Genomic DNA, 25,942 nt, shown 5'->3' with positions numbered 1-25,942 from the left:
TTTCCGGGTGTGTCCCGCATAGGGTGATCAGATGGGTACATTGAGCAGCAGGGCACAAGGAATGGCCGGGGCCACCTTTGCCGGTCTCTTCCGGGCCATCAAGGTCACCCGCCCGCACCGCCCCATCCATCCGACGGGCATCCACCTGGTGGGAACGCTGAAGCGGGATCCAAGGCACCGCAGGCCGTCGGGCATCCCGTGGCTGGACGATCCAGGGACCAACCCGGTGAATGCGCGACTGTCGCGCTCGATCGGATTGCCCGACGCCCTGCCGGACATCATTGGCCTGGCCATACGCTTCACGGAACAGGGCAAGCAGGCCGACATGTTACTGGCTACCACCGGTCCCACAGGAATCGGCAGGTTCATCCTCCGGCTCCGACGCAACGCCGCATCCGCCGTGTTCTCCAGCATGATGCCCTACAAATCGGACTCCGGACCCGTTCTGATAGCAGCACGCACCATTGAAGGACCTGGGCAATTGCCCGTTGAACCCCGGGCGTTCCGTGCCGCTCTTGGACGTGGGCCGTGGACACTGGAACTCCATCACGCCAGCCCGTTGGGTCCTTGGTGCCGCTTTGGGACGTTGACGCTCACCGTGGCCGACGGTCAGGATTCGGACGAGCGTTTCGATCCCGTCCTCAACCCCCTCCCCGGTGCAGGAACGTACGACTGGACACGACGCCTCCGCGAACCGTCCTACGCGCTGGCCCGCCAACGGGGCTGAGCCGCTGCCCCCAAGGGCCCTAAACTTCGGCGGCCGGTGCTGCGAACTGTGCCTCGTACAGCCTGGAGTACGCTCCCCCGGCGGCCAACAGCTCCGAGTGCGTCCCCTGCTCCACGATCTGCCCGGCCTCCATGACCAGGATGAGGTCTGCGTCGCGGATAGTGGAAAGCCGGTGCGCGATTACAAAGCTGGTACGGTCCGAGCGCAGCGCGTTCATGGCCTTTTGCACCAGCACCTCGGTCCGCGTATCAACGGAGCTGGTCGCTTCATCCAGGATCAGCACGGACGGACGGGAAAGGAAGGCACGCGCGATGGTCAGCAACTGCTTCTCGCCTGCCGACACATTGCCGCCCTCGTCGTCGAGCAGGGTGTCGTAACCTTCCGGGAGCGACCGCACGAAGCGATCCACGTAGGTTGCCTGTGCGGCTTCAACAATCTCGGATTCGGAAGCGGTGGGCCGTCCATAGGCGATGTTGTCCCGGATGGTCCCGCCAAACAGCCAGGTATCCTGCAGCACCATGCCCATCCGCGAGCGCAGTTCCTGCCGTGACAGGGACGCGATGTCCACGCCGTCCAAGGTGATCCGGCCGCCGTCGAGGTCGTAGAACCGCATCATGAGGTTCACCAGCGTTGTCTTGCCGGCGCCTGTGGGCCCAACGATCGCAATGCTCTGCCCCGGCTCGGCGACCAGGCTGAGGTCCGTGATCAGCGGCTTGTCCGGCGAGTAGCGGAAGGACACGTTCTCGAACACGAGCCGGCCGCGGGAGGGACCGGTTGCGCTGGCCATCGGCTCTTCGGACTCTTCCTCCTCATCGAGCAGGTTGAAGACGCGTTCGGCGGATGCGACCCCGGATTGGAGCATGTTGGCCATGGATCCGAGCTGGGCCAGCGGCATGGTGAACTGCCGCGAGTACTGGATGAACGCCTGCACATCACCCAGCTGCATAGCGCCTGAGGCGACCTGCAGGCCTCCCACCACGGCGATACCCACGTAGACGAGGTTACCGATGAATGTCATGGCCGACATGATCAGCCCACTCACGAACTGCGCCCCGAAGCTGGCCTGGTACAGCTCCGCGTTCTTCGTGCGGAATTTCTCCTGAACCTCGTTCTGCCGCCCGAACACCTTCACCAACGCGTGGCCGGTGTAGGTTTCCTCGATCTGGCCGTTGAGTTCGCCTGTGTTTTTCCACTGGGCCACGAACATTTTCTGGGACCGTTTGGCGATCAGCATGGTGATGCCCAGGGTCAGGGGGATGGTCACAAGTGCGATCAGTGCCAGCAGTGGCGAGAGGATGAACATCATCACCAGCACGCCCAACACGGTGAGCAGGGACGAAACTACCTGGCTGATGGATTGCTGCAGGCTTTGGGAGATGTTGTCCACATCGTTGGTCACCCGGCTGAGCAGCTCGCCGCGCTGTATGGAGTCGAAGTACCGGAGCGGCAGCCGGTGGATTTTCGCTTCGATCCGCTCACGCAGCCGGTAGACGGTGCGCTGGACGACGCCGTTGAGGACGTACGCCTGCATCCAACCGAACGCTGAGGCCAGGACATATAGGGCCAGCGCCCACAGCAGCACGGAGGACAGCGCGCCGAAGTCGATTCCGACGCCGGGTGTGAGGGTCATGGCACTGAGCATGTCGGCTTTGCTGCCCTCGCCTGAGGCGCGGAGCCTGTCGATCACCTCGGCTTTGGTGACGCCTGCGGGCAGCTGTTTGGAGACGACGCCGGCAAAGATCAGGTTGGTGCCTTCGCCAAGCAGCCGGGGCCCGATCACGGAGAGCGCGACGCTGACGACGGCGAACACCAGGACCAGGGTCAGCCAGAACCGCTCCGGATGGAGGGTTCCCAGCAGGCGCCGGGCGGAGGCGCCGAAGTTGGATGCTTTCTCGGCCGGGACGTTCATCCCGGCGAAGGGTCCGCCGCGTCCTGGACCCATGGCGGGCCGTTGGGGTCCCCGGGTGGCCGTGCTCATGCTGCTTCCTCCGATGCGAGCTGGGACGACACGATTTCGCGGTAGGTTTCGGAGGACTCCAGCAACTCATCATGCGTTCCCTGCCCCACGATCCTGCCGTCGTCGAGCACCAGGATCTGGTCCGCGTCGGCGATGCTGGACACGCGTTGGGCGATGATCACCAGGGTGGCTCCGTTGGTGTGCCGTTTGAGTGCCTGCCGCAGCCGGGCGTCCGTTGCGGTGTCCAGCGAGGAGAACGAATCATCAAAAATGTACAGTTCCGGCTGCTTCACCAAGGCCCGCGCAATCGCGAGCCGCTGGCGCTGCCCACCCGAGACGTTGGTGCCGCCCTGGGAGATGGCTGCGTCGAGGCCGCCTTCCATTTCTTCGACGAAGTCCCGCGCCTGGGCCACGGACAGTGCCTGCCACATCTCTTCCTCGGTAGCGTCGGGCTTGCCGTATTGGAGGTTGCTGCGGACCGTTCCGGAGAACAGGTACGGCCGTTGCGGCACCAGGCCGATGTGGCCCCATAGTTTGTCGGGGTGCAGGTCCCGGACATCAACGCCGTCCATTTCCACGGATCCGCTGGTGGCGTCGAACAGGCGCGGCATAAGGTTCACCAGGGTGGTTTTTCCGGCGCCGGTGCTGCCGATGATCGCGGTGGTCTGCCCTGCGGCGGCGGTGAAAGTGACCCCGCTCAGTACAGGCTGCTCGGCACCCGGGTAGGCGAATCCGACGTCGTGCATGGCCAGTTCGCCCCGGCGGATACCGGCGGCTGCCGGGTTCGACGGCGGCTGGACGCTGGAGGGGGTATCGAGCACCTCACCGATCCGGTCGGCGGAAACGGACGCCCGGGGAATCATCACGGCCATGAACGTGGCCATCATGACGGACATGAGGATCTGCATCAGGTAGCTCAGGAACGCGATCAGGGTGCCCACTTGCATGGACCCGTCCTCGATCCGGAAGGAGCCGAACCAGATCACCGCAACGCTGGAGACGTTCATGACCAGCATGACCACAGGGAACATGAGCGCCATTAGACGGCCCGCCCGCAGCGCTACGTCAGTGACGTCGTCGTTGGCTTTACCGAAACGGGCTGTCTCCATGTCTTCGCGCACGAACGCCCGGACCACCCGGATGCCGGTGAGCTGCTCGCGCAGGACGCGGTTGACGGCGTCGATCCTCACCTGCATCTTGCGGAACAGCGGCACCATCCGGGTCACGATCAGGCCGACCGCCACCAGCAGCACCGGGACGCAGACCGCAATCAGCCAGGACAGTTGCGCGTCCTGTCGCACGGCCATGATCACCCCGCCGATGCTGAGCATGGGCGCCGCGACCATCAGCGTGCAGGACATGAGGACCAGCTGCTGGATCTGCTGGACGTCGTTGGTGGAGCGTGTGATCAGGGATGGCGCACCGAACCTGGTGACCTCCTGCTCGGAAAACTCGCCGACCCGGCTGAAGATCGCGTCGCGGACGTCGCGCCCCATCCCCATGGCCGCTTTGGCGCCGAAGTACACGGCCACCACGGCACACGCTATCTGCAGCAGGGTAATCAGCAGCATGAGGCCGCCCATGCGCAGGATGTAGTCGGTATCGCCGGTGGCCACACCGTTATCGATGATGTCCGCGTTGAGTGTGGGCAGGTACAGGGAGGCGATGGACTGCGCCAACTGGAAGACGACGACGGCAATCAACAGCCGCTGATGCGGCCGCAGGAACCGGACAAGGACCTTCCAAAGCATGAGATCTCCAAGCAGACGCTGTATGAACCGAAGGCCAGTTTACGTCTGGTTGCCGCGGGCAACTAGGGTCAATGCTGTGTCAGGGCTTGAGTCGTAGTTTTCGCGCTTTCTTGCCGCTCTGCAGGTACTGGAGCTCTGTCGCATCTGCCGCACTGCGCTCCTGCGCATGAAGCACCCCGTAGGTGAACGCCGCGTTCCCGACGTCCGACGCTGAGCCCAGTTTCAGCAGCTCTTCGCGGGCCATGGCACTGTCCTGGTGCTCCCCCAGGATCGACTGCACCTTGTGGGCCGCGTCCTCAATCCTGCCGGCGCGCTTGCCGTGCACGCTTCCTACAGCCGCGGCGGCGAAACGCAGCTTTTTGGCTGCCTTCCGGACCTCATGGAAAGCCTTGTCGCGTTGGGGCCCGACGGCGGCACCCACCGCGGCGTCATGGCGTTTGCCGAGCCGTTGGGCGGCCTTGTTGACGAGCTTGGCGGTCGTTTTGCCGGCCGGACGGCTCCCCTTGAGGGTGGTGGGTGGGGCTTGGGTGAACTCCTCGAGCCGTTCCAGCAGCTTGTAGTAACGCGCACTGTCCAATCGCTCCCGGATGGCCGACAACGCCGTGTCCAACCTGACCTGCATGCGCTGGTCAGGTTCGTCATGCACCGGACCCAGCACCAGCTTCGCCGGCAACTCGTCCAGGGACGCGCGAAGCCGTTCGTGCAGGACCTCCGCATCCCGGTAGCGGCCCAGCGTTTCGGCCAAGGACTTCAGTTCAGATTCAAGCCCTTCCACTGCCGCTGGATCGAAGAGCTTTCTGTAGGTGTGCAGCACCGAACGGATCCGCCGGATCAGGGAGCGCATTTGATGCACGGCGTCGTCCCGGTCCTGCCGGACGTGCGCGTCCTGGAGAAGCAGGTCAGCGATTTGCGACTCCAGGTACTCCAGCACCGGAGTTACGGCCGGGGCCTTGCCGCTGGAAGAATGCCCAGCTGCTTTCCGGGGCGACGGCCATGAATCACCCAGGGCCGTAGCCAACTTGGAGGCACGCTTGCTGGGCACGGCTCCGGCGTCCGCCAGCTGTTCGGCGAGAGCATCCAGCAATGCATCGTCCTGCCCGTCAGTTGCAGCCAACTCGAGCTCCCACTCGCGCCAGCGGGACTCACGCGGCCCATCGATGGTTATGAGGGCGCGCACCTGGTCGTCGACGAAGTCGGCAAGGCGTCCGCCGTCGTCTCCGTAAAGGGCGAAGCTGGTGCGTTCGGTTTTCAATGTGGCGATCGCCGCCAATGGCCGACCCCGGGTGTAGGCAAGGACGCGTTCCAGGAGTTCGTCGGGAATGGAATCCACGGAGCCCAGTGGGGCCTGGACTTCCGTCCTGTTGCCCGGGCTATGCGGAAGTTTCAGGTGCCAGCCAGCATCGGTACCGCCGGTGCGGCGGCGCAGCGTGATCCCGCGGGCGGCCAGGGCCAGGCGGCTGGTGTCGAAGTAGACGGCTTCGAGCTGATGGACCGCTGGCTCACCCACCCGGGCAACCCCCTCCATGCCTTGGAGGTCGGGAAGCGGAGTGGAGGCATCGGCATCAAATTTCCGCTCAGACTCAATGTTCCCCGACGTTGCCATGGCGGTCTGTTCTCCTCTGCGGTTTCAGTTCCGGGTATGCCACGAGGGCCGGCCCGTATCAGTGGCCGGCCCTCGTTGGAGCTATCTATTTGGTGCTGTTACCAGTGTGAACGAGTCCGCAGCGCCGCGCTAGATGCCGAGTGGACGCGACGGGGATGAGTCCGCGGGTCCGGCGCCGGTGTCGTCAACGTCGCCGCCAGACACCGTCCCGCGCCAGGCACCGGTTTCGTGACCCTGGGCCTCAATGAACTTCTTGAACTTGTCCAGGTCCGCGCCAACACGCAGGCTGTCCACCCCAAGGGCCGAACCAGCCTTTTCAGTGAGGCTCTCCGGCTCCCACACGATCTCGACCGAGACCCGGGTCCTGGCAGGTTCGAGCGACTCGAAGCTCACCGTGCCGCCGTTGCGGGGGCCGTCCACGCTGGCCCAGCTGACCAAGGCGTCCGGGACCTGTTCCACGATCTGCGCGTTGTACTCGCGCTTTACCCCGCCCACGTTGGTTGAGAAGTGGAGGCCCGTTTCGTCGATCTGCTCAACAGCGTCCACCCCGTTCATGAACTCGGGGAACGTCTCGAACTGTGTCCATTGGTTGTAGGCGACGGATACGGGGACGTCTACTTCAATTGACTTGTTTACGGTGGCCATAGGTTTTGCTCCTTCGATCGTGTCTCGGGTGCTTTATTGCGGGTGGTGCCAGTGGCACGCCAGCCGGCTGGCTGCTTAACCGGAGGCGCGCCTGCCTAAGCGCGCCAGCTGGAGTTTTTAGCCGGCGTCGAAATCTTCTTCGTCATCGTCATTCGGAGACTCCTCTTGGGGGAGGTCGTTGCCGCTGCCGTCCGGCAGGTCATCGTCGTTGCCGTCCGGCTGCAAGGACTGCTCGGCGTGCGACTGGTCTTCAGTCCCGCCGAAGCGACCAGCGCCCGGCTCCCCTGAACTGTCCGAGTCTTCGGGGTCCAAGTGGCTGAGGTTCGGCGCACCGGTGGCGAACGTTTCGCCGTCGGGGCTGTCCTGGCTGAGACCGGCTTCGGAGAGGTCTTCCTCCACCCGGGGCTGCGCTTGGCCGCCGCCGGCTTCCTGCTCCGCGGTGGGAGTGCCGTAGCCGCCCACTTCCTCTTCCGGTGTGGCGTTCTGCTTGTCCATGCGACCTGTCCTTTCCAAAAGCGGTGAACGTGTATATGGAACTCTTCGAACCCCTAAGGGCGTTCTATGGCATGTCCATGCCCTACTACCAAACTAATCAGCAAACTTAGCATTTGCAAACAGCGGCTACCTTGGCAATGTTGATTCGTACGCCGTGAACTCGGAGCGCAGCCCCACGCCGTCGGGACCCATCACCGCGATGTCCTCCCACAACACCAGGAACGATCCCCGATGCCGCCACCTCAGCAGCTGGGCTAGGGGCCAAGGCTGGTTCACGTCCATCCGTTCATACCCAAGGAACGATGTGGCCGTCCTGGGACAGACCACGACGCCCACCATCCGGGCCCGGCTCAGAAGCTGCGCCGGAGCAGCATCCAGGGCAAACCGGACGTCCGACACCTCACCCAACCGCTGGCCGGTGCTGTCCACGACATCTGTACCCAAAAGGTCATTCAGGATCATGCCGGCCTCCAGGAATTTTGGCGATGATCTGGTCGCGCATCCAGCGCTCAAGCCAGGAAGCATCGAGCGAATTGGCCCGGACACCCAAGGACACTACCGTGTCCACGCCAGCCACCACTTCCCACGGGATCCTGATGAACCTGCTCGACGGCGGCCTGCCGCCAAAGATGCGCGTCCCGAGGACCGCTCCGGTCAGCAAGGCGGTGATGTGGGGCGCCTCGGTTCCTTCGGCGATGGGTTCTCCATGTGCGGGGCCGCTCAACTCCACGTCGTCAACTGTGGTGACCGGAACGTCGTCGACGTCCAGGACCTGCCTGTCCAGCAAATGCAGCTGGGCATCCAGGACCAGGCCGGCCGGACGCGGGGCGGGCCTGATGTCCTGAACCGGGATCGGTTTCGCTTTTCTCATGCCCCTGCTCCCGTCGCAATCATGAGGGGGATGGCCGCCACTGAGGCCACCAGGATGATGACCAGGTAAATGAAGGCGGCGATGTTCACAGCCCTCCCGTTGACGTGCTTGCCCATGTACTGGGGATCGTTCGCCACGATCAGGATGGGCAAGTAGGTCAGCGGCAGCGCTATCGCGGAAAACACCACCGAGTATTCGGTAACCAGAATGGGGTCCACGCCGGTGGTCAGGACCGCAACCCCCGCGAGCAGGACCACGATCATGGCCACGTGGAAACGGGCCGCCTCCGCCGGACGCCGGAACTTACCCCACGACCAGCCGAAGAACTGGGCCAGCGTGTATCCGCTTGAAAGGGTCGTTTCCAGTGCAGCACCGAAAGTCGCGGCCACGACGCCAAGGAGCAGCGCAGCCAAAGCCAGTTGCCCGCCCGCCTGGATGACTGGCAGCGCGACCTGCGACAGCGTCGTCACGCTGATGCCTGCGGGCAGGAGGACGACGGCGGCGCACGCCGCAATGGAGAGGGACAGGAAGCCCCCCAGCGGGAAGCCCAACAGGACGTTGATCCGTGATTGCACCAGGTCTTTGACCTTCCAGCGTTCCTCCACGGCACCGGAGGAGAAGAAGAACACTTCGTAAGGCGTCATGGCCGCCCCAAACAGGGCGATCGCGTAGTACCAGTACGTCCCCGGGCCCTCCTCTGACGGGACTGAAGGATGCAGCGCCTGGGAGGCCAGCGAACCCCAGTCCGGCTTGAGCAGGAAGAGCGCCACGGCGAAGACCACAAGGGACAGGCCCACAAGTCCTGCCACGTTCTCCATGATGCTGAACTTCACCCGCCAAATCACCAGCCATACGGCGATCAGGGCGAACGGAACCCACAACATGTACGACACTCCGCTGGCCAACTGGAGGGCCAAGGCTATCCCGCCGATTTCCGCGGTGACAGTCATCAGGTTGATCAGGAACGACGCTGCGAGGTTGGCCAGGCCCGCCCTCGCACCCATGCGTTCCCGGATCACTTCAAAGGTGGCCCGTCCAGAGACGGCGGCAACCCGTCCGGACATATTGGCGAACAGGCAGATACCCACCACACCCACAAGAACAACCCATGCGAGTGAGAGGCCGAATCGGGAGCCAACCACAGCGTTGGTCACAAGGTCCCCGATGTCGACAAAGCCCCCGATCGCTGTCAGGATGCCGAGTGCAACACCGAGGAGCCGTTTCACTGGATGCCGGCCTTGGTCATGAGTTCGTCAAGTTGTTCAGTGGCCGCCCGGAGCTCACCCTGGACCGCAGGGAGCTGTGCAATTCCGGCGAGGTCGGTTCCGCCGCCGGGTGCTGAGGTGGGTGCGGCGAGGGCGTCCCTGGCGTGCAGGAGAGACCGGGAGATGGTGGAGAAGATTGCCAGCATACTGTCCCGCAGCGACTGTTCATCCTGCGTTTTCGCGCCGAAATGTTCCAGCTGATCGGTGGCGGATTGCATGCCCTTGAGCATGTCGTCCGCAGTGGTAGTCGCCGCCGCCGCCGTCGCGCGTTCTTGGAGCCTGAGGTCCACCGTAAGGGAAGCGGTCCGGACAGCGGAGGCGGCTTCCTTGGCGGGGCCTTTAAGGGAGTCCGCTGAAGGGCTTTGGGCGCACCCGGAAAGCAGTCCGCCCAGGAAGACCAAGGCGGCCAGGGTTGCTGCCAGGAGCTTCCGGCTTCGGGTCATGACGGCTTCGGAATCTCACACCCGCCTTGGGGATTCAGGCCGGTGTAATTCAGTGGACCCGCGACGATGTTGAGCGCAATGGTTGCAAACTGCGAGCATTGCGCGGGCGGGTCGCTGTAGTAACCCCGCTGGCCCGCAGCTACCGCACCAATAACCAGCCACACCACTACCAGAAGCCCGATGATTGAACCGAACCGCATATCAACCTCAATCGCTGAGTTGGCTGCACCCCGCCGCAGTCACTGATTACGAGTGCGGCCGCAGCCGGAATTTCTTCCGCCCGCGGCCGCAAAAGCCCACTGTCAGTCCGTGGGATTGGTTTCGGTGGTCAAACCGCGATTATCCGCGGTTTTCTCATCCTTTTCCTCTGCCGGTCCCGGCGGATTTGCTGATTCGCTGGGTCCGGCATCAACGGCATCCTCTGGAGCTTCCTCGGGACCGTCGCTGACCGGCACCTGCCCACCGGTTCCGGGCACGTCCGGGTCCCTGGGAAGGGGGCGCCCGGGCGTAGTTGTTCCGTCGCGAACCTGGGCGTAGCCGGCAACTTCGCTTGGATCAGTTGTCATACGCGAGACCGGCCCCGGCCCAGCACCCATCCAATGAGGGCCAGCACCAGCAGGATAATTCCTACCCACAGCAGGAAACTGAGGGCTTGGTTAAATCCACCGACGAGAAGCAAGATGATCGCAATTACGCCAGCGATTATCAGGAGTGTGTTCATTGAGCTACGCATCCCTTCAATAAATGTTTGTCTATTCAGGAAGGCGTCCGCTGGTACCCCCGGAGGAGCGCCACCCATGCCAACGGGCACCGATCGGAGAAATTCATCTCCTTATCGCTTACGTACCCTCCCGGAAAAGAGTTCAAACGAACAATTACCCGGCAGAAGCACGTTCACAGCATCATGATAGGCGTGCAATGACTTCCAGCGCAGTAGTTGGTCAGGAAACTTAGTAACCTTTTGATGAAGAAGCTCCCAGAGCACGACTGATCTCCCGGGCGGTTCCTGCCGCAGCCTCGCCGTACTCCTGGTACTTGGTGGGAACAATCCTGCTTGAGGGCCCCGAAATGGAGATCGATCCCGCCGCCACGCCGCCGGGCCCCAGAAGCGGAACACCGATCGAGGTGATGCCAGTGCTGAGCCCCTGCTCGTTGATGGAATACCCTCGGGCCCGCGTGTCTCCGATCATCGCCCGGAGCTTGGCCGGGTCCACGACGGTTTGCGGTGTCAGTGCTTCAAGCGGACCGGCCAGGTATTCATCGACGAAAGCTTCATCGGCGGCTGACAGGTACGCCATGCCGGTCGAAGAGGCGTGCATGGGCAAACGCGAGCCTAGCGGCAGGAAAGCCCGGAGGACGTGCGGCGTGTCCAGACGTTCGATGATGAGCATATAGCGGCGGTCCGGCACCGCCAGGTGGACTGTTTCGGTGGTGTCCAGCTGCAGCGCGTTGAGTGGGCCCATGGCGGCGTCGCGGATAACAGATCCGCTGCTTCCACGGCTGGCAACAGCGAACGCGTGATTGGTCAGGACCCATTTGCCGGCCTGGGCTTCGGACTGCGAAACCCAGCCCAGCTCCCCCAGTGTCCTCAGAACCCGGAGAACCGTGGCCTTGGGAACATCCACTTCCCGGCTGAGTTCGGACAAACCCGCCGGCTGGTTGTCGGAGACCGCTTCAAGCACCCGGATTGCCGTGACCACACTCTGCGTACTCATCCACTCTCCCGCTTGACGGCCTTTTCCCTGTCCTCTACATTACAGGCGACTTCCCAAAATGAACCGTTGGTTCATCCAGTGAACCGAAGAAGTTTGATTGGAGACGGGCTATGGAATTACAAATCGCGGCTCTCGCCATCTTTGTGGGCGTGTTCGTCCTGGCTACCCTGCGCAAAGTGCACATCGGCGTGCTCATGTTTGCAGCGGCAGCGGGTGTGGGCGTGTGGATGGCAGGGATGACCATGGACAAGGTGGTGGCAGGATTCCCCATCGGAATCCTGGTCCTGCTGGTAGGCGTCACCTATTTCTTCGCGATCGCCCAAGCGAACGGGACCATCGACGTGATCATTGAGCGGGCCATCGCCAAAGTGGGCGACAGGGCATTCTTCCTGCCGTTGGCCTTCTTCGGGCTGACCATAGGCATTTCGGCCATGGGTTCGCCCCTGGCCGGACTGGTCATGGCGCCCATTGGGATGCCGCTGGCCAAACGGTACGGCATCGACCGCATGCTCATCGGGATCGCCATCGGCTCGGGCCTCAGCGCTGGAGGATTCGCCCCCACCAGTTTGTTCGGCATCGTTACCTATGGCACGGCGCGGGCAGCGGGGATCGACCTCGATCCGTTGGTTCTCTTCACCGTGGCACTGGGCACCAACCTGGCCCTCGTTGCTGCCGCTTACGTCCTCTTCGGCGGGTTCAAACTGCTCAGCACCCGTGCCGCAGACGGTTTTGGCACAGTTGTGCCACGTTTCAGCAAAGAACGCCCGACGCCGTCGCACCCGTTTGAGCGCGACGGCAACATCGCGCGGGGCAAGCAAGCGGCACAACAAACCATCCAGGTCCTGGACGGCCCACCCGCGGAGGCACCGGCGTCGGTCCCTCAACTCAACCGCAACCAGGTCATCACTGTGCTCTGCATGGCGGGTTTGGTCATCACCGTCATCCTGATGTCCGCGCTCGGCGCCAGCCCGGACATCGGCGTTCTGTGCTTCGCTTTCGCCTCGGTCCTCACCTTGTGCGATCCGCAGTCCGGCAAGTCGGCCGTGGCCAAGATCGATTGGTCCACTGTCCTGCTGGTGGGCGGGATCATCACGTTCGTCGGAGTGCTTCAGACCATGGGAGCGGTCACCCTGCTCGGCGAAGCAGCCGGCGCCGTCGGAACCCCGCTCCTGGCCGCGCTGGTGATCTGCGCGATCGGCGGCCTCGTGTCCGCGTTCGCTTCAACCACCGGCATGCTCGCGGCCCTTGTGCCGCTTGCCTTGCCACTGGTGGCCTCCGGTGACATCGCCGGATGGGCGGTCATCGCGGCGCTGGGCGTGTGTTCATCCATCGTGGACGTTTCACCGTTCTCCACTGTCGGCGCCACGTTCGTAGCCACAGTCGACGCCGACGAACGTCCCCGCATCACCACCCTCCTCACCCGCTGGGGCCTGTCCATGGTGGTGGTCGGCCCGCTCCTTCTGGTGGGTGCCCTGGTGTTGCCCTCCAGCCTCTGAATCCGCTCCAACGTTAGGTACACAACCATGCTCAAACCACTCCGCGGGATCACCGTGATCGACCTCAGCCGTGCTCTCGCCGGGCCCTATTGCACCGCGCTCCTGGCTGACATGGGCGCCAGGATCATCAAGGTGGAAAGCGTCAACGGCGGTGACACCGCCCGGCAATGGCCGCCATTCCAGGACGGCCACAGCCTCTACTTCGACTCCGTCAACCGCAACAAGGCATCTGTGTGCCTGGACTTCTATTCTGCCGAGGGTCGCGACATCCTCGCCGGCTTGATCGCCGATGCCGATGTCCTGGTGGAAAACTTCAAACCCGGCACCCTGGACAAAATGGGCTTCACAGCCGCGCGACTCGAGGAACTCAACCCGGACCTCGTGCTGGGGTCCGTCAGCGGGTTCGGGAACACCGGGCCCCTCAAGGACGACGCCGGACTGGACCAGGTCATCCAGGGAATGTCGGGGCTGATGTCCGTCACAGGGCCCGGTCCCGGGGAACCATATCGTGTGGGTCTTCCGATCGTGGACATCACCTCCGGGATGGTTTGTGCGTTCGGCATCGTCTCCGCGCTGCTCGGCGCCCGGAACGGCGAACGGCCCAGCCGGGTGTCTACTTCCTTGCTTGAAACCGCGCTGAATCTGTCCGCATTCCAAGGGCAGAAAGCCCTTAGCCTTGGTGAAGCAGCCACCCCGCAAGGCAACAACCACCCCGTCATCGCGCCCTACGGCACGTTTGCCACCGCCACCGAATCCATCAACATCGCCGTGGGCAGCGACAAGCAATGGCGGGCGTTCTGCACACTGATCGGCGTTCCCTCCGCGCTGGAGGATCCCCGGTTCGCCACCGGAGCGGATCGTTCAGCCAACCGGGATCAGCTGGCAGAGCTCATTGAGTCCTCGCTTGCCACCCGGCCCGCTTCCGAATGGGTTCCGCTGATCAGCCAAGCCGGTATCCCTTGCGGGCCCATCTTCAACTACACGCAGGCGCTGGCTACTGAGCAAGTGGCCGCGTTGAAGCTCATTCAGCGCCGCCAGCGACGGGACGGTTCCGAACTCCCCCTCCTGCGCGGGCCGCTGAGCCTGGACGGCGAGGCGAGCGAAATCCATACGCCGCCGCCGCTTCTTGGCGAGCACACAGCGGAGGTTCTGTTGGAACGTGGAATGACGCACGACGACGTGTCCCGGCTTGAGCGCGAGGGTCGCGTTGTGTGCGGGCCGGCATTCCGGACTTCCGCGGACGCGGGAGCACGCTCATGAGCATCGCTTCCGAGGTGCGCACCGGCCGCCTTTCCGTTTCAGTTGCCGGCGGTGTGGCGACAGTGGAGATCTCCAACCTTGCCCAACGCAACGCCCTGACCAAAGCCATGTGCCTGGAGTTCCAGGAACTTATGCCGCGCTTGGACGCCGATCCCGATGTTTCGGTAGTGGTGCTCCGCGGCGCCGGGGACACGTTCTGTGCCGGCGCGTCCATCAGCGAACTCTCCTCCGTCCTCACCGACCCCCAACCTGACGGCTCCACGGTGGACCATCTCAGCCTGGCTGATTCCGCCATTGCTTCCGTGGCGAAGCCGACGGTGGCCTTGGTGGACGGCGCGTGCATGGGTGGCGGCTGGCAGATTGCAGCAGCGTGCGACTTCGTCATCGCCAACGAACGCGCCGTTATTGGGCTGACCCCGGCGAAGATCGGCATCATCTATCCCCGTCCCGGCTTGGAACGGTTGGTGCGGCTGGTGGGCCACGCCAACGCAAAGTACATCCTCCTCACCGGACAGACGTTCAGCGCTACTGAAGCCAAGGCGCTTGGCCTGGTGGCCGACGTCGTTCCCTCGGAGTCCTTTGAAGAGAAGTGCGCAGCACTGATCAACACGCTGCGCAGCCGGTCCCGTTTCTCCATGCACGCGATGAAGCGGCTGGTGGATTGTGAGGGGTCAGCGGGTGAACCGGTGGTGGACCAGGAATGGGCCGATGCCTGGGCTGCGATGCCTGCCAGCCCGGACATGGAGATCGGCATCAGCGCGTTCCTGAACCGCCGGCAACCCCGGTTCCAGTGGCGGCCCATGGGGTGATCTGCGCCGCATCGCGGGACAATCCCTCCCCTCGTTTCGTTGGAAAGGAAACGAGGGGAGGCCACATGCTCATTGTTCTGACGGGAATTGACGGTTCAGGAAAGACGACGGCGGCCCGCGCCTTGGTCGATTCGGCCCGCGCCGCCGGACGCAACGCCGTGCTGCTCAGCAACCACGCCGGCCGGAGGCACTTGTCGCTTCTTTCCCAGAGATTCGGCTGGCATCTGCATCCACGGTTTGCCGACGTCGTTGAGACCGGAATTCGACTCTTCAACGTGCTGGTGCATCACGCGCGTGCTGAAAAGTGCGACGGGCTGGTGGTGATGGACCGCCACGTCCACTGCCAACTCGCGTTGCGCCAGGCCAACGGATTGGGTCGCGGCCGTTTGATTCCGTGGCTGCTGGGGAAGCTTCCCGTTCCGGACCTCATGATCCACTTCGACGTCGATCCGCAGCTAGCCCACGAGCGGGTCCTGGCGCGCGGCACCGACAAGGAATCCCTCGCAGACCTGGTGGCTTTCCGGGCGGCCTACCGATCCCTCCCGGAGTTCGACGACTTCGTGGTGGTTGATGCGAACGGTACGCCAGAGGACGTACTGGCCCAGCTCAACCGTGCAATGGCCGCAGCCGAGCCGGCCCGGGTTTGAGCGTCTTTGGCTTCCGCTTGAGATCCTCTGCAGCCCTACGGACCACTCGTATTAATGGCCGCGAACCAGTACCAGATAGAGGATCGCGATTGCCGCCATTGTCCAGCTTGCGAGGCTGCCTACCAAGAACTCCTCCGCTTTGGAGCCCGAGGCGCGGTCTTCCGAAATTTCCGGGAAACGAATGACTCCCTTCGCAGCCGCCAATCCCGCGATGACCTGCCAAGCCCCGGCGAAAGCCAGGACGACGATGAGGAGTCTTTCGATAGGGCCGATGAGCCTGCCGCCCTTCAGGGCCGGACCCGACACCGGCTTGTCTCCTGCGCGAAGGCTGGCGACTTTTTTGCTGCTGACGAACAACTCCCACTTATTCTCGGGTTTCGGACCGACCGCTTTCGCACTGACGGCTTGTTCCAGCTCCGCTTTGGTGTCTTCCTTTTTGGCCCAGTTAAGAGCTGAAGCGGTGATGTTGTTGGCGCTTTTGGTGAGGAAGATACCAACCGCGGTGGCGGCCATGATGGTTTCAAGAGGGAACGACGTCGCAAACCGCCGATCAGTCAGTGAGTAGATGTCAACGAGGAAGCCGCCTGCAACGTCGAAACTGCGGTCGTATGCGCTGATCCCAAAGACCAGCACGAAGAGTACGATGGCCGGCCACAGCCGTGGAGCAGGCTCACGAGGGTGAAGGAGGAGTTTCCACGACGGTTTTGGGGACTGCGATGTAGTAACCAAGATCCAAGCCAAAACGGCCACCGCACATACCCCAGCAGCTAAAGGGTTCAACCCCAAGCCCCAGAAGGCGAGCGCCGGTACCCCCAGGAGGACCAATAGTTGAAGTGCAAGAGAAACTTCGCGACGGCAGCCATCTGCAAGGTCTACAAGGCCGACCATCAGGAGAAGTGTGGAGCCGATCATTCGATGGCTCCTTTCGTCAGTTCCTGCTGAGCTGCGACAAGCGCGGCTCCTCCCGAGCGACGAAGACTCTGCGAGACAGCAGACTGACTGATTCCTTCGCGCTGCGCCAAGTCCAATTGTGGGGAGCCCGAAAGTGCGCCCAGAGTTAACCTCCGGTCGCGCGGTCGCATCGAACTGATCAGCGAGTCCCGGAGCAATATAAAACCGTTGACCACAGCCACGGTCCCTGATTCCTTATGGTCGCTTGAAACAAACCACGAACGCAGGTATGGCTCGTTCTTATGCTCCCTGCGATGGGTCTCGTCAATCGCCTCCCGCGCGTTCCACCAAGCCGATCCGTCCTGGATGGCTACCGGAGATGATGAATCGACATCGGCTGTCTCTCCGCGGCCCAACCCAAACCTGCAGTCGACGTCCTCAGGAAGGGCCAGACGAACCAAGGCTGTCGTAAGGAGCGCGTCACCCAGCGTCTCGAACACGGCCTGAAACTCATCCCCGACAGTCGGCCACAATGGCCGGAGAGCCGGATGTTCCTTGCTTGCGTCTTCGAAAACCGACCGGACGGTCCGTTGCGCTCCCACACGATCTACGAGCTTGCGGGAGTTCACGATGTCCACAATAAGAGCCACAATTTGACCTGACATACACATAAGCATATAGCTTCTTTAGCAGTTTATATAAGCCGTTTCCGAGAGGCTCGAAGCGGCCTCAGGGTCTATCGCGCGACACGCGGGAATGAGTATAAGAACATAGCTTCTTTGGCTCACGAATAAGCTCCGGAAGTCGTGCCACCAGTGCGACCTTGATGCCAGAACGGGCTTGTCATCATGATTCCCGCGGGCGCATCAGCGGCGGATTGAGAACCGCCCGGGTGGGCTGACCTGCCGTCGGACGCGCCTCGGGGGCGAGCCGGAACAGCGCGGCGGGCCGACCGGCGTCGCCCGTTGTCATGCGGCCGGTTTCCTCGAGGAATCCGGGCGTCCCTGTCGCCTTCCGGTGAAAATTCCGCGGGTCCAATCGCGTGCCCCACACCGCCTCGTAGACGGCGCGAAGCTGGGCGATAGTGAACTCCTCACCGCAGAATGCCGCCCCGAGGGGTGAATATTCGAGCTTGGACTTGGCCCGCTCCAGGGCGTCGTTGAGGATTTGCGCATGGTCGAACGCCAACTCGAGCGTGCCATCCTGGATTTCCCGAACCGGGTACCAAGCCGCTTTCTCGGCGTCGCTGCCTGCCGCCAATACGGGAAAGTCCGGCGCCAGCAGCAGATGTGCGACCGTCAGGACGTCCCCGCGGGGGTCGCGGCCTTTCGGGCCGTAACTGCCCAGTTGCTCGAGGTGCCCGGGCAGACGCTCGACGCCGGTCTCCTCCGCGAGCTCCCGGCCCGCCGCTTCAAGCAAGTCCTCCCCCGCCAGAACGAAGCCACCGGGAAGCGCCAGTTTGCCACGAAACGGCTCGATGAGTCGGGTGATCAGCAGGGCGTTCAGCACGCCATCGCGCACAGTAAGGGCGACGACGTCGACGGTCACCGGAAAGCGGGCGGGCGCTGGATGGGATGCAGGCATACGGCAATCCTAGGTGAGTTATCGTCATGTTGACAATAAAGAGCGGATGGTCTTAGTGTGAAATTATCGTCAAACTGACGACAACAACACGAAGGAGCGAACATCATGGCCGCCATCAAGCGCTACCCCTGGATCAGCCACTTCCTCGGCAGCCCCACCGGCTACGTCGTGCACCTGCAGAAGGGTGCAGTCAAGCACCAAGGAGTGGGCCAGGCGTTCTTCTTCCGCCCCGCCAACTCGGTGCTCAGCGAGGTTCCCGTGGACGACCAGGAGCTCCCCACTCTTTTCCACGCCATCACCCGCGACCACCAGGACGTGAGCGTTCAGGCGAACGTGACCTACCGCTTCATCGACCCCGTGGCGGTTTCCACCCGCCTGGACTTCGGACTGCAGACCGCAGGCAAGGCGCCGGCCACCGGACGCGAGCAGGTGTCCACCATCATTGGCCAGCTTTGCCAGAGCCACGCGATCGACCAGATCGCCACCACTACCCTCGCCGAAGCCCTGGAACGCGGAGTCAGCCAACTCCGACTGGTGCTCACCGACGCACTGCGGGCCGATGCACGTCTCCAGTCCACCGGTATTGAGATCCTCGGTGTCCAGGTCCTCGCCGTTCGCCCCGAGTCTGATGTGGAGCGCGCCCTGCAGACCCCGGTGCGCGAACAACTCCAAGCCGAAGCGGACCGGGCGGTTTACGAAAGGCGAGCGGTCGCCGTCGAACGTGAACGCACCATTTCCGAGAACGAGATGGCCAGCCAGATCGAACTGGCCGTCCGCCGCGAGAACCTGGTGGCGCAAGAGGGAGCCAACGCCCGCCGCGCCGCCGAAGAAAAGGCCGCAGCAGGGCTCATCGAAGCCCAGGCATCAGCGGAGCGAAAGGGCATCGGCGCGGCTGCGGAAGCAAACCAGATCCGGCTGGTTGGCGAAGCTGCCGCAGCCCGCGAATCCGCCACAATGGAGGTGTACCGCGGCATGGAACAAGCCACCTTGCTGGCCCTCGCGCTCAAGGACGCGGCCGGCAGCCTGCCGAACATCGGGAATCTCACCATCACCCCGGACCTGCTCAGCGGAGCACTCGCCGGGCTGTTCAAGGAACCCGCAGCCACCGCCGAAATCACCAAGTAAGGACCCACCATGGCATCCCCGCGCATCGTCATTGTCCACCGGAGGACGGAGCTCCAGGAACTGCTGGACCGGCACGCCACCCGCGGCCAGGCCGAGTTCTTCCTCAGCACCCGGGGCCGCAGCATCCAGGACGTGCAGGACCGGCACGACCGTCTAGCCAACGCCCTGGCAACTATCAGGGCTTCCGTACCGTCGGATTGGCGCCAAGCCGAAGTGGAACGCGCCGACCTCAGCCGCTTTCTGCTGACCGCCGAGGACATCATCGCCGTGGTGGGGCAGGACGGATTGGTGGCGAACGTGGCCAAATACCTGAATGGCCAGCCGGTCATCGGCGTCGATCCCGAACCCGGCGCCAACCCCGGCGTCCTGGTCCGCCACACACCGGCGGCCGCCGCCGCGCTGCTGCGCACCGGGAACGTTGAGCGGCTGCGTTGCCAGGACCTCACCACTGTGACAGCAACGCTCGACGACGGTCAGCAGCTTTCGGCGCTCAATGAAGTTTTCGTCGGGCACGCCTCGCATCAGTCAGCGAAGTACTCCCTTTCCGTACCCAGTTTCACCCAAGCAGGAGGACAGACGGAGCGGCAGTCGTCGTCGGGCCTTATTGTCTCCACCGGCACGGGCGCCACGGGCTGGTGCGCATCGATCGCTTTGGAGCGCGGCGGACGTGCCTTGCCGGCGCCCACTGATCCACGGCTTGCCTGGTTCGTGCGGGAAGCGTGGCCGTCCCCGGTTACGGGTGCTTCGCTCACCGAAGGGGTACTGGAAGCCGGCGAGGTCCTCCGGATCACCGTGGCATCCGACCAGTTGGTGGTGTTCGGGGACGGGATGGAGGACGACCGGTTGACGGCGTCGTGGGGACAGGAGATCACGGTTCAGCTGGGGCAGCGGCCGCTGCGGCTGGTTGTTTGATAAGCAGGAGTGCCGACGCGAGCCGAACGAGTCTGGACGGCGGCCGGTGCAGGACCGGCTTGCGAGCAGGCTGAACGGCAATGTCTTGGGATGTAAACTCAGGGCGTTCTACTACAGGTCAGTCAGGCCGATGCCTTTGTCATCGAGGCATGGTGCGTGTTTGCCGGCAGGGACACCGGTGGAGCGCAGGCAGGTGCATTGCGGCTGTTTCACTGCCGGTAGGCTCAGCCAGACGAAGCGTTCCATTTTGTTGTAGAGACCGAAGTCGAGTGTTGCTCCGTCGAGTTTTGGGGCCAGTTCGTGGCTGACGCTGAGCGTAATCTCCTCCTGGGTGCCAGGATTCCTGCCGTCCGGGGGCTGAAAGTCCAGGCTGCAGTGCAGCGCTTTCCGTGGGATGGTGCGGGAGAAGTACAGGCCTTGCTTGCGGCAGCCTCCTGGTCCGAGGTAGCAGTGCAGCGATTTGCCGAAAATGGCGGTCAGCTGACAATGACCGTCACCGTGCCGATATTGCGGATCTTGGTCCGAACCGCTTCTTCTACCCGGTGCTTGAGACTGCCTAGGTCAGCCATAGTCCAATGCGGATCCACCGGGGAGGTGACCTCAACGTGCAGTCGGTGCCCGCTCCAGCGAAGTTTCACAGTCGACTCCGCCGGGGCTACCGGTGCAATGGCGCTTTCGACGCGTCCAAGCAGGTCCGGGTCCACGCCGTCAAGGAGCCTGCGTCCGATGTCCCGGGCTGTCCCCCACAACAGAACGAAAATAGCGGCCGAGATCAGAATACCGATGATCGGGTCCGCGAGGGGGAAGCCGAGCCAGACCCCGATAACCCCGGCGACTACGGCAAGGGAGGTGAAGCCGTCCGTCCGGGCGTGGACACCATCGGCCACCAACGCAGCGGAGCCGATCTCCTTGCCGACCCTGATGCGGTACACGGCCACGATTTCGTTCCCCGCAAATCCGATCAAACCCGCGGCCAGGACCCAGCCGAGGTTGCTCAACGGCTGCGGCTGGAAGATCCTGCCAACGGATTCAACGGCGGCGACGATGGCCGAAAGCGCCACCATGGCGATGATGAAAAGCCCTGCCAAGTCTTCGGCGCGACCGAATCCATAGTTGTAGGCCCTCGTGGCCGTCCGTCGGCTCAGGATGAATGCCACCCATAACGGAACGGCCGTCAAAGCGTCTGAGAAGTTATGGATCGTGTCAGCAAGGAGGGCCACTGACCCGCTGATGACGAAAACAGCCAGCTGGAGCAGGGAAGTGACCAGCAAGACTGCCAGTGAGATCTTCAAGGCGCGAATGCCCTTGGCCGAGCTTTCCATGGCCTCGTCCACCGAGTCAGCGGCGTCATGACTGTGCGGGACAAACAATCCGTGCAGCAAGCCCTTCAACCCACCCGGGTGCTCATGCCCGTGATCATGGTTGTGGTCGTGGTGGTCACCATGCCCGTGGTCATGCTTGTCGTGGTCGTGGTCGCGTTCATGAGCATGGTCAAGGTGTCCGTGTCGGCGGCCGTGGGCCTCGTTACGGCCGGCTTCTTCAGTCAGCTGTCCGGGGCTACTCTCGGGGCGGTTCATGCTGCTCCATCCGCGGTCGCCTGGTGGTGGTGCGGTGGTGTGCCTCCAAGACTGTGTTCGGCCTGGAAGATAGCGTCAGCGACCAGCTGACGGGCGTGCTCGTTCTCCAGCCGGTAATACACGCGTGTCCCTTCCTGACGCGTGGACACCATCCTCGCCAAACGCATCTTTGCCAGGTGCTGGGACACAGCAGACTGGGGCTTGCCCACCTTCTCAGCAATCTCATTCACGGACATCTCGCCATCCCGCAGGGCCAGAACAATCCGGACCCTGGTAGCGTCCGCAAGCATGGAGAAGACTTCGACGGCCAGCTCTACATACCCGCTATCGACGGACAATCCACACTTATCTGCATTCATACGCATATTATGACATGCGCGATAAGTCCTGTCCGACCGCCTTGTTTTGAGGTTCCGGGTCCCCACTCGGCGCTGCAGTGGAGAAGCGTCCGCTGATGGACCCCTCAACGGGCCCCTAAAACTTTTTCGTCCAACCCGGTCGACTGCTCGGTTTAAACAGGTACTGGCCGGGACGACGCGTCCCGGCCAGCTTGCCAATAGCCCTGCAGCCATGCCCATCGCTCTTCCTCAGTGAGAGGTTCGAATTGTCACCTCAGCTTGGGGCCGGTTCGCGGCCCCATGATTCTCCAATGGTCGTGTACGCCTGGTTTTGCCCGGGTAAAAGACCAGTGCCAGGATCACAGCGAAGCCCACGATCACGATGCTGAATTGGGGCAACAATCCCGTTTCAAAACCGATCCCGCCGATGGTTGCAACAGCTACGACCATGCCAAACTGACGGCTGGTGTTGAACATTCCGGAGGCGGCACCACTGACTTCTCCGGGTGCTACGTGCATGGCTTGCGCGCTAAGGGTCGATGCCAGTAGCCCCGACGCGAACCCTACGAGGATCATTCCAACCATGAGAACAACGGATGATTCTCCGGAAGAGATGATGCTCGCCAGTGCCCCAAGGAAGCCGGTAACGGTTCCTGCTGCAATGATCCGCAACCGCCAACCGGGCCGGCTGGCCCACACGGTGAGGTTTCCGCACAGCCACGCCACCGAGCAAGGCAACACCAGCATCCCGGCGCTCAGCGGCCCACTTTGCTGGTAAGACGAGGCCCACAGGGTGAATACGAGCAAGGAACCGTAGGAACAGAACTGGTAGATGGCTCCGGCAGAAGTGAGCCTCAGGAAGCTGCGGTCCTGCCATAGTTGCTCTGGAATCATCGGTGTCTGCGCCCGCCGGTCCGTGATGACCAGCGCTGCGGCCACAAGCGCGACAAACACCCAAGCCAGAACCAGCCAGAGGGTGGAAAGCTGGCCGTGGGCCATCGAAATGAGCACCCAAGCCACGGAAAAGAGGAAACACAGCAGCAGCCCCTGGCTCAGAGCGGAGATCTTCCTCGATGCGTTCCCGGGCGTGCTGTGATGCTTGCGGATGACGAGCAGCGCGGCGGCACATACAGGCAGGTTCAGCCAGAAGATAGATCGCCAGGTCAGGACTTCGGAGAGAGCTCCACCGATCAGTGGGCCCAGGGCGATGGCGCACCCTCCGACGACTCCCCAGACTCCGACGGCCCGGGCCCTGCGATTGGGGTCCGGTTCCGAGGCCGCGATGATGGCCAGCGTCATCGGAAGCATGAAGCTGGCCGCAGCCCCTTGCATCAGTCGCATTCCGACGAGCACAGGCGTAGACCAAGCCAGGGCACATCCGATGGAGCTGGCCAGGAAGGCTACCGTCGCCCAGCGGTAAACGCGAAATGCACCATATCGGTCGCCAAGGACTCCGGACAGAAAAAGGAAAGCGCACAACGGGATCGTGTAACCGTCCAGGATCCACTGCAGATCTGTTGTTGTGCCACCGAGCTCGTTGATGATCTGAGGTACGGCAACGTTGATGGCTGAGGCATCAAAGGCGACCAGAAAATTTCCGATGCTGACCGCTATCAGGAGCGGGACAGCCATTCGCCGCACCGCGGGAGCCTCGCTCATGAGACCAGCCTTGCTTGCCGTTCCCTAGGCAGCTGTGAGTTCAGAATGAACGAATGGATTGGCGTTGCCACCCCTACGTTGGCGGCCCGGGCAACTATTACCCCGTTTTGATCCGCCAGCTCTGACGGCAATCCTGAGGCCAGATCGCGCTGCATGGATGATGTCGTCGAAGGGTCAAAGACGTCGGTGTAAATAGAGAAGACTTCCTCCACGTCATCGCTGGTAAACGTGACGCCGAAGGCCTGGGCGACCGAGGCGACCTCAACAATGCCATCCCGGACCATTGACCGGGTCTCGGGATGCGTACGGGTCACCCCGACAGGGACGCCGGAAACCGCTCCCACCCCGCCATAGGAGGCGATTAAAGCGATCTTCTTCCAGAGCGCGCGTTGGACGTCCTGGGCGAGGGTCGCCGTGACGGAGCTTTCGTTGATGGCATTGACCACTCTCTCGGCGATGTCGGTGTCAATGCCGACCTCATCGAAGAGCCCGGCACTGAGTGTGGCTTCTCCGCCGATGAGTTCAACAGCCAGTGGGGCGGTGCGCTTGACGATGACAACGCAGGTTGTGGCGATGACCGGGGAGGCGGGGAAGATGCGCCGGGCGACTTCGGGGGCCTCTATACCGTTTTGCAGTGTCACCAGCGGGGTCCCGTTATTGATCTTGCCCTGCAGTTCGAGGAGGGCGTCCTCGACCTGCCAGGCTTTGGTGGCTATCAGGACAACGTCGACATCTGCCGGGTCAATCTCAGATACGACGCTTACTCCGGATATGGTTTCTGTTCGACCTTCTGTGAACAGGTGCAGTTTGGCGTCCTGGGTGGATGACCGGGCTTTCAGCACTACGCTGTGGCCGGCCTGGGTCAGGCGTGCGGAGAAGTACAAGCCCATCCCACCGGCGCCGTATACGAGGATGTTCACGGCCTCAACTCCTTAGGCTGGCGGGAGCGGAGTTCAGCAGCTCCAGCCCCAGCTTGCCGACGTCGGGGAGCCTGATGATCGGGTTGTAGAAGTCCAGTATCTGTTCGTGAAGGCGGACGAAGAGCTGCTGGCGGTCTTCATAAAGCTCGTGCATCTTTGTGCTCAAATGACGGTAAACCTCACTGATCAGCTCTTCGGTCACGTGCTCTGCCGGCACGCCGTTGTCGATCAGGATTTGGCGTATGTAGTTCGGGAACAGCCCGATTTCGTTGATGAAGTACTCGACTTCACGACTCACGCCCAGGTAGTCGGGAACGTTGACGATGCCTGCGTTTTCGTTCAGGACGAGGAAGCCGCTCACGGGACGGAACGGTGTCGGCGTCGTAAGGTAGGTCCGCTCGGACCAGCGTGCTGCGTCGACCAGTCCATCGATGTCCAACGGCCCTGAGTCGACCGTGATGTTGTTGTCGGCGAATACCGAAGCGATGGACTCAAGCTCGGCCAAGCCGGCCCGGTTGCCGACCCCTGCGACGCCGCCTTCGATCATTTGGAAGCCGTGGAAGACGCTGACCAGGGAGTTGGCTGTACCGATTCCCCTGTCGTTGTGTCCGTGCAGGTAAAAGACAGTGTCCGGGTTGTCGGCAACCAGGTTCGCTGCCAGCACTGCCGTTGCGTCCGGGTAAAGGGTGCCGATGGAGTCATTGATGCGGATCAGGGCGATTCCCTGCTGGCGGCAACGTTCGATCTGGCTGATCAGATGCGCGTACTTTTCCTCCTCGATGGTGTTGGAGAAAGCGTTGAGCAGGCTCGACCGCAGCGTTCCCACACCGAGGGAGCGCACACGGTCAGCAACCCTTTCGAACAGATGGCGGTGGGAGTCAATCTCGATCATGCCGATGCTTACGTAGAGACGTCCCAATTGCTCCCGGCTCAGGGTTCCCTCCAGCGCATGGCAGAGGGGCTCCCAGGTCTTGAGGGTGAGGTTGAACGAGAAGGTCACATCGGCGGGGATTTTGCCGGCATCTTGTGCCCGCAGCAGTTGATCCACAAACGCGGGCTCACGGATACCGGAGCCAACATCGATGTCTTTCACACCTGAGTTGGTGATCTTCATGACCAGCTCCAGCTTGTCCTCATTGCTGGCTCCGAAGGGGGCGCGTTCACCGCCTTCACGGATTGTTTCGTCAGAGATGGCCTTGATCGAGAAGTCGTTGTATCGGGGTTGATGGTTGCTCGGAAACTGAAGCATTGA

General features: G+C 62.8%; 27 protein-coding genes. 7 read left to right on the top strand and 20 right to left on the bottom strand.

Annotated features, from left to right (window positions below; translation table 11 throughout):
- Nucleotides 1-31: 31 nt before the first annotated feature.
- Nucleotides 32-727: a hypothetical protein gene (locus ABHM97_RS16330; protein WP_349471502.1), complete on the top strand. Its 696-nt coding sequence runs from the start codon at nt 32-34 to the stop codon at nt 725-727.
- Between the two features lie 19 nt (nt 728-746).
- Here ABHM97_RS16330 and ABHM97_RS16325 read toward each other — a convergent pair whose 3' ends face one another.
- The 12 genes from ABHM97_RS16325 to ABHM97_RS16270 all read right to left on the bottom strand — a co-directional run bounded on the left by ABHM97_RS16325 (nt 747) and on the right by ABHM97_RS16270 (nt 11,472).
- A complete protein-coding gene (locus tag ABHM97_RS16325) occupies nt 747-2,705 on the bottom strand; it encodes an ABC transporter ATP-binding protein (RefSeq protein WP_349471501.1) in 1,959 nt (652 codons plus the stop codon).
- A complete protein-coding gene (locus ABHM97_RS16320) occupies nt 2,702-4,435 on the bottom strand; it encodes an ABC transporter ATP-binding protein (RefSeq protein WP_349471500.1) in 1,734 nt (577 codons plus the stop codon). The genes ABHM97_RS16325 and ABHM97_RS16320 overlap by 4 nt, the downstream gene beginning before the upstream one ends.
- A 79-nt stretch (nt 4,436-4,514) precedes the next feature.
- A complete protein-coding gene (locus tag ABHM97_RS16315) occupies nt 4,515-6,038 on the bottom strand; it encodes a CYTH and CHAD domain-containing protein (RefSeq protein ID WP_349471499.1) in 1,524 nt (507 codons plus the stop codon).
- A 129-nt stretch (nt 6,039-6,167) separates the two neighbouring features.
- Nucleotides 6,168-6,683, bottom strand: a complete 516-nt coding sequence (locus ABHM97_RS16310; RefSeq protein ID WP_349471498.1) for an SRPBCC family protein — start codon at nt 6,681-6,683, stop codon at nt 6,168-6,170.
- Between the two features lie 117 nt (nt 6,684-6,800).
- Nucleotides 6,801-7,178 (bottom strand): hypothetical protein, encoded by a 378-nt coding sequence (locus ABHM97_RS16305; protein ID WP_235517592.1) that lies wholly within the window; start codon nt 7,176-7,178, stop codon nt 6,801-6,803.
- 126 nt (nt 7,179-7,304) lie between these two features.
- On the bottom strand, nt 7,305-7,640 hold the full coding sequence (locus tag ABHM97_RS16300) for a PRC-barrel domain-containing protein (protein WP_349471497.1): 336 nt from the start codon (nt 7,638-7,640) through the stop codon (nt 7,305-7,307).
- Nucleotides 7,627-8,049, bottom strand: coding sequence for a hypothetical protein (locus ABHM97_RS16295; protein ID WP_349471496.1), 423 nt, complete (start codon nt 8,047-8,049; stop codon nt 7,627-7,629). The genes ABHM97_RS16300 and ABHM97_RS16295 overlap by 14 nt, the downstream gene beginning before the upstream one ends.
- Nucleotides 8,046-9,275, bottom strand: a complete 1,230-nt coding sequence (locus tag ABHM97_RS16290) for an Nramp family divalent metal transporter (protein ID WP_349471495.1) — start codon at nt 9,273-9,275, stop codon at nt 8,046-8,048. Before ABHM97_RS16290 ends, ABHM97_RS16295 begins: the two co-directional genes overlap by 4 nt.
- Nucleotides 9,272-9,757: a hypothetical protein gene (locus tag ABHM97_RS16285; protein ID WP_235517600.1), complete on the bottom strand. Its 486-nt coding sequence runs from the start codon at nt 9,755-9,757 to the stop codon at nt 9,272-9,274. Before ABHM97_RS16285 ends, ABHM97_RS16290 begins: the two co-directional genes overlap by 4 nt.
- The gene (locus tag ABHM97_RS16280) at nt 9,754-9,957 is read right to left on the bottom strand and encodes a hypothetical protein (RefSeq protein ID WP_235517602.1); all 204 of its coding nucleotides are present in this window, start codon (nt 9,955-9,957) and stop codon (nt 9,754-9,756) included. The genes ABHM97_RS16285 and ABHM97_RS16280 overlap by 4 nt, the downstream gene beginning before the upstream one ends.
- Before the next feature lie 102 nt (nt 9,958-10,059).
- Nucleotides 10,060-10,323, bottom strand: a complete 264-nt coding sequence (locus tag ABHM97_RS16275) for a hypothetical protein (RefSeq protein WP_235517603.1) — start codon at nt 10,321-10,323, stop codon at nt 10,060-10,062.
- A 384-nt stretch (nt 10,324-10,707) separates the two neighbouring features.
- Nucleotides 10,708-11,472 (bottom strand): IclR family transcriptional regulator, encoded by a 765-nt coding sequence (locus tag ABHM97_RS16270; protein ID WP_349471494.1) that lies wholly within the window; start codon nt 11,470-11,472, stop codon nt 10,708-10,710.
- A 110-nt stretch (nt 11,473-11,582) separates the two neighbouring features.
- On the opposite strand from ABHM97_RS16270, the gene ABHM97_RS16265 reads away from it, so the two are divergent.
- The 4 genes from ABHM97_RS16265 (at nt 11,583) to ABHM97_RS16250 (ending at nt 15,684) form a co-directional block, all read left to right on the top strand.
- On the top strand, nt 11,583-12,968 hold the full coding sequence (locus tag ABHM97_RS16265; protein WP_349471493.1) for an SLC13 family permease: 1,386 nt from the start codon (nt 11,583-11,585) through the stop codon (nt 12,966-12,968).
- Between the two features lie 27 nt (nt 12,969-12,995).
- Entirely contained in the window at nt 12,996-14,228 is a 1,233-nt protein-coding gene (locus tag ABHM97_RS16260; RefSeq protein ID WP_349471492.1) for a CaiB/BaiF CoA transferase family protein, read from the top strand.
- Nucleotides 14,225-15,037: an enoyl-CoA hydratase/isomerase family protein gene (locus ABHM97_RS16255; RefSeq protein ID WP_349471491.1), complete on the top strand. Its 813-nt coding sequence runs from the start codon at nt 14,225-14,227 to the stop codon at nt 15,035-15,037. Before ABHM97_RS16260 ends, ABHM97_RS16255 begins: the two co-directional genes overlap by 4 nt.
- A gap of 65 nt (nt 15,038-15,102) precedes the next feature.
- Nucleotides 15,103-15,684 carry a dTMP kinase gene (locus tag ABHM97_RS16250; protein ID WP_349471490.1) on the top strand — a complete coding sequence of 194 codons (582 nt, stop codon included), beginning with the start codon at nt 15,103-15,105 and terminating at the stop codon, nt 15,682-15,684.
- A 51-nt stretch (nt 15,685-15,735) separates the two neighbouring features.
- Here ABHM97_RS16250 and ABHM97_RS16245 read toward each other — a convergent pair whose 3' ends face one another.
- From ABHM97_RS16245 to ABHM97_RS16235, 3 genes are all read right to left on the bottom strand, one after another.
- Nucleotides 15,736-16,596, bottom strand: a complete 861-nt coding sequence (locus ABHM97_RS16245; RefSeq protein ID WP_235517613.1) for a hypothetical protein — start codon at nt 16,594-16,596, stop codon at nt 15,736-15,738.
- Nucleotides 16,593-17,240 carry a SatD family protein gene (locus ABHM97_RS16240; RefSeq protein WP_235517614.1) on the bottom strand — a complete coding sequence of 216 codons (648 nt, stop codon included), beginning with the start codon at nt 17,238-17,240 and terminating at the stop codon, nt 16,593-16,595. The genes ABHM97_RS16245 and ABHM97_RS16240 overlap by 4 nt, the downstream gene beginning before the upstream one ends.
- Nucleotides 17,241-17,421: 181 nt before the next feature.
- Nucleotides 17,422-18,159: an NUDIX hydrolase gene (locus ABHM97_RS16235; protein ID WP_235517615.1), complete on the bottom strand. Its 738-nt coding sequence runs from the start codon at nt 18,157-18,159 to the stop codon at nt 17,422-17,424.
- A gap of 105 nt (nt 18,160-18,264) precedes the next feature.
- On the opposite strand from ABHM97_RS16235, the gene ABHM97_RS16230 reads away from it, so the two are divergent.
- Nucleotides 18,265-19,284 (top strand): SPFH domain-containing protein, encoded by a 1,020-nt coding sequence (locus tag ABHM97_RS16230; RefSeq protein WP_349471489.1) that lies wholly within the window; start codon nt 18,265-18,267, stop codon nt 19,282-19,284.
- Nucleotides 19,285-19,293: 9 nt separating this feature from the next.
- Nucleotides 19,294-20,196 (top strand): diacylglycerol kinase catalytic domain-containing protein, encoded by a 903-nt coding sequence (locus ABHM97_RS16225; RefSeq protein WP_349471488.1) that lies wholly within the window; start codon nt 19,294-19,296, stop codon nt 20,194-20,196.
- 476 nt (nt 20,197-20,672) lie between these two features.
- On the opposite strand, the gene ABHM97_RS16220 is transcribed toward ABHM97_RS16225, so the two are convergent.
- The 5 genes from ABHM97_RS16220 to ABHM97_RS16200 all read right to left on the bottom strand — a co-directional run bounded on the left by ABHM97_RS16220 (nt 20,673) and on the right by ABHM97_RS16200 (nt 25,939).
- A complete protein-coding gene (locus ABHM97_RS16220; protein WP_235517619.1) occupies nt 20,673-21,773 on the bottom strand; it encodes a cation diffusion facilitator family transporter in 1,101 nt (366 codons plus the stop codon).
- Nucleotides 21,770-22,132 carry an ArsR/SmtB family transcription factor gene (locus tag ABHM97_RS16215; protein WP_235517621.1) on the bottom strand — a complete coding sequence of 121 codons (363 nt, stop codon included), beginning with the start codon at nt 22,130-22,132 and terminating at the stop codon, nt 21,770-21,772. The genes ABHM97_RS16220 and ABHM97_RS16215 overlap by 4 nt, the downstream gene beginning before the upstream one ends.
- Nucleotides 22,133-22,360: 228 nt before the next feature.
- Nucleotides 22,361-23,770, bottom strand: a complete 1,410-nt coding sequence (locus tag ABHM97_RS16210) for an MFS transporter (RefSeq protein WP_235517622.1) — start codon at nt 23,768-23,770, stop codon at nt 22,361-22,363.
- The gene (locus ABHM97_RS16205; RefSeq protein ID WP_349471487.1) at nt 23,767-24,690 is read right to left on the bottom strand and encodes a ketopantoate reductase family protein; all 924 of its coding nucleotides are present in this window, start codon (nt 24,688-24,690) and stop codon (nt 23,767-23,769) included. Before ABHM97_RS16205 ends, ABHM97_RS16210 begins: the two co-directional genes overlap by 4 nt.
- 4 nt (nt 24,691-24,694) lie before the next feature.
- Entirely contained in the window at nt 24,695-25,939 is a 1,245-nt protein-coding gene (locus ABHM97_RS16200; RefSeq protein ID WP_349471486.1) for a hydroxymethylglutaryl-CoA lyase-like TIM-barrel protein, read from the bottom strand.
- Between the last annotated feature and the right edge of the window lie 3 nt (nt 25,940-25,942).

This window comes from Paenarthrobacter sp. CAP02, assembly GCF_040137855.1.
Lineage (GTDB): Bacteria > Actinomycetota > Actinomycetes > Actinomycetales > Micrococcaceae > Arthrobacter.
This window is presented reverse-complemented; position numbering and strand designations above follow the sequence as displayed.

Bases quoted from the DNA above. Each gene is read 5' to 3' on its own strand.
- ABHM97_RS16330 (WP_349471502.1), top strand. From the start codon at position 32: ATGGGTACATTGAGCAGCAGGGCACAAGGAATGGCCGGGGCCACCTTT.
- ABHM97_RS16325 (WP_349471501.1), bottom strand. From the start codon at position 2,705: ATGAGCACGGCCACCCGGGGACCCCAACGGCCCGCCATGGGTCCAGGA.
- ABHM97_RS16320 (WP_349471500.1), bottom strand. From the start codon at position 4,435: ATGCTTTGGAAGGTCCTTGTCCGGTTCCTGCGGCCGCATCAGCGGCTG.
- ABHM97_RS16315 (WP_349471499.1), bottom strand. From the start codon at position 6,038: ATGGCAACGTCGGGGAACATTGAGTCTGAGCGGAAATTTGATGCCGAT.
- ABHM97_RS16310 (WP_349471498.1), bottom strand. From the start codon at position 6,683: ATGGCCACCGTAAACAAGTCAATTGAAGTAGACGTCCCCGTATCCGTC.
- ABHM97_RS16305 (WP_235517592.1), bottom strand. From the start codon at position 7,178: ATGGACAAGCAGAACGCCACACCGGAAGAGGAAGTGGGCGGCTACGGC.
- ABHM97_RS16300 (WP_349471497.1), bottom strand. From the start codon at position 7,640: ATGATCCTGAATGACCTTTTGGGTACAGATGTCGTGGACAGCACCGGC.
- ABHM97_RS16295 (WP_349471496.1), bottom strand. From the start codon at position 8,049: ATGAGAAAAGCGAAACCGATCCCGGTTCAGGACATCAGGCCCGCCCCG.
- ABHM97_RS16285 (WP_235517600.1), bottom strand. From the start codon at position 9,757: ATGACCCGAAGCCGGAAGCTCCTGGCAGCAACCCTGGCCGCCTTGGTC.
- ABHM97_RS16280 (WP_235517602.1), bottom strand. From the start codon at position 9,957: ATGCGGTTCGGTTCAATCATCGGGCTTCTGGTAGTGGTGTGGCTGGTT.
- ABHM97_RS16275 (WP_235517603.1), bottom strand. From the start codon at position 10,323: ATGACAACTGATCCAAGCGAAGTTGCCGGCTACGCCCAGGTTCGCGAC.
- ABHM97_RS16270 (WP_349471494.1), bottom strand. From the start codon at position 11,472: ATGAGTACGCAGAGTGTGGTCACGGCAATCCGGGTGCTTGAAGCGGTC.
- ABHM97_RS16265 (WP_349471493.1), top strand. From the start codon at position 11,583: ATGGAATTACAAATCGCGGCTCTCGCCATCTTTGTGGGCGTGTTCGTC.
- ABHM97_RS16260 (WP_349471492.1), top strand. From the start codon at position 12,996: ATGCTCAAACCACTCCGCGGGATCACCGTGATCGACCTCAGCCGTGCT.
- ABHM97_RS16255 (WP_349471491.1), top strand. From the start codon at position 14,225: ATGAGCATCGCTTCCGAGGTGCGCACCGGCCGCCTTTCCGTTTCAGTT.
- ABHM97_RS16250 (WP_349471490.1), top strand. From the start codon at position 15,103: ATGCTCATTGTTCTGACGGGAATTGACGGTTCAGGAAAGACGACGGCG.
- ABHM97_RS16245 (WP_235517613.1), bottom strand. From the start codon at position 16,596: ATGATCGGCTCCACACTTCTCCTGATGGTCGGCCTTGTAGACCTTGCA.
- ABHM97_RS16240 (WP_235517614.1), bottom strand. From the start codon at position 17,240: ATGTCAGGTCAAATTGTGGCTCTTATTGTGGACATCGTGAACTCCCGC.
- ABHM97_RS16235 (WP_235517615.1), bottom strand. From the start codon at position 18,159: ATGCCTGCATCCCATCCAGCGCCCGCCCGCTTTCCGGTGACCGTCGAC.
- ABHM97_RS16230 (WP_349471489.1), top strand. From the start codon at position 18,265: ATGGCCGCCATCAAGCGCTACCCCTGGATCAGCCACTTCCTCGGCAGC.
- ABHM97_RS16225 (WP_349471488.1), top strand. From the start codon at position 19,294: ATGGCATCCCCGCGCATCGTCATTGTCCACCGGAGGACGGAGCTCCAG.
- ABHM97_RS16220 (WP_235517619.1), bottom strand. From the start codon at position 21,773: ATGAACCGCCCCGAGAGTAGCCCCGGACAGCTGACTGAAGAAGCCGGC.
- ABHM97_RS16215 (WP_235517621.1), bottom strand. From the start codon at position 22,132: ATGAATGCAGATAAGTGTGGATTGTCCGTCGATAGCGGGTATGTAGAG.
- ABHM97_RS16210 (WP_235517622.1), bottom strand. From the start codon at position 23,770: ATGAGCGAGGCTCCCGCGGTGCGGCGAATGGCTGTCCCGCTCCTGATA.
- ABHM97_RS16200 (WP_349471486.1), bottom strand. From the start codon at position 25,939: ATGCTTCAGTTTCCGAGCAACCATCAACCCCGATACAACGACTTCTCG.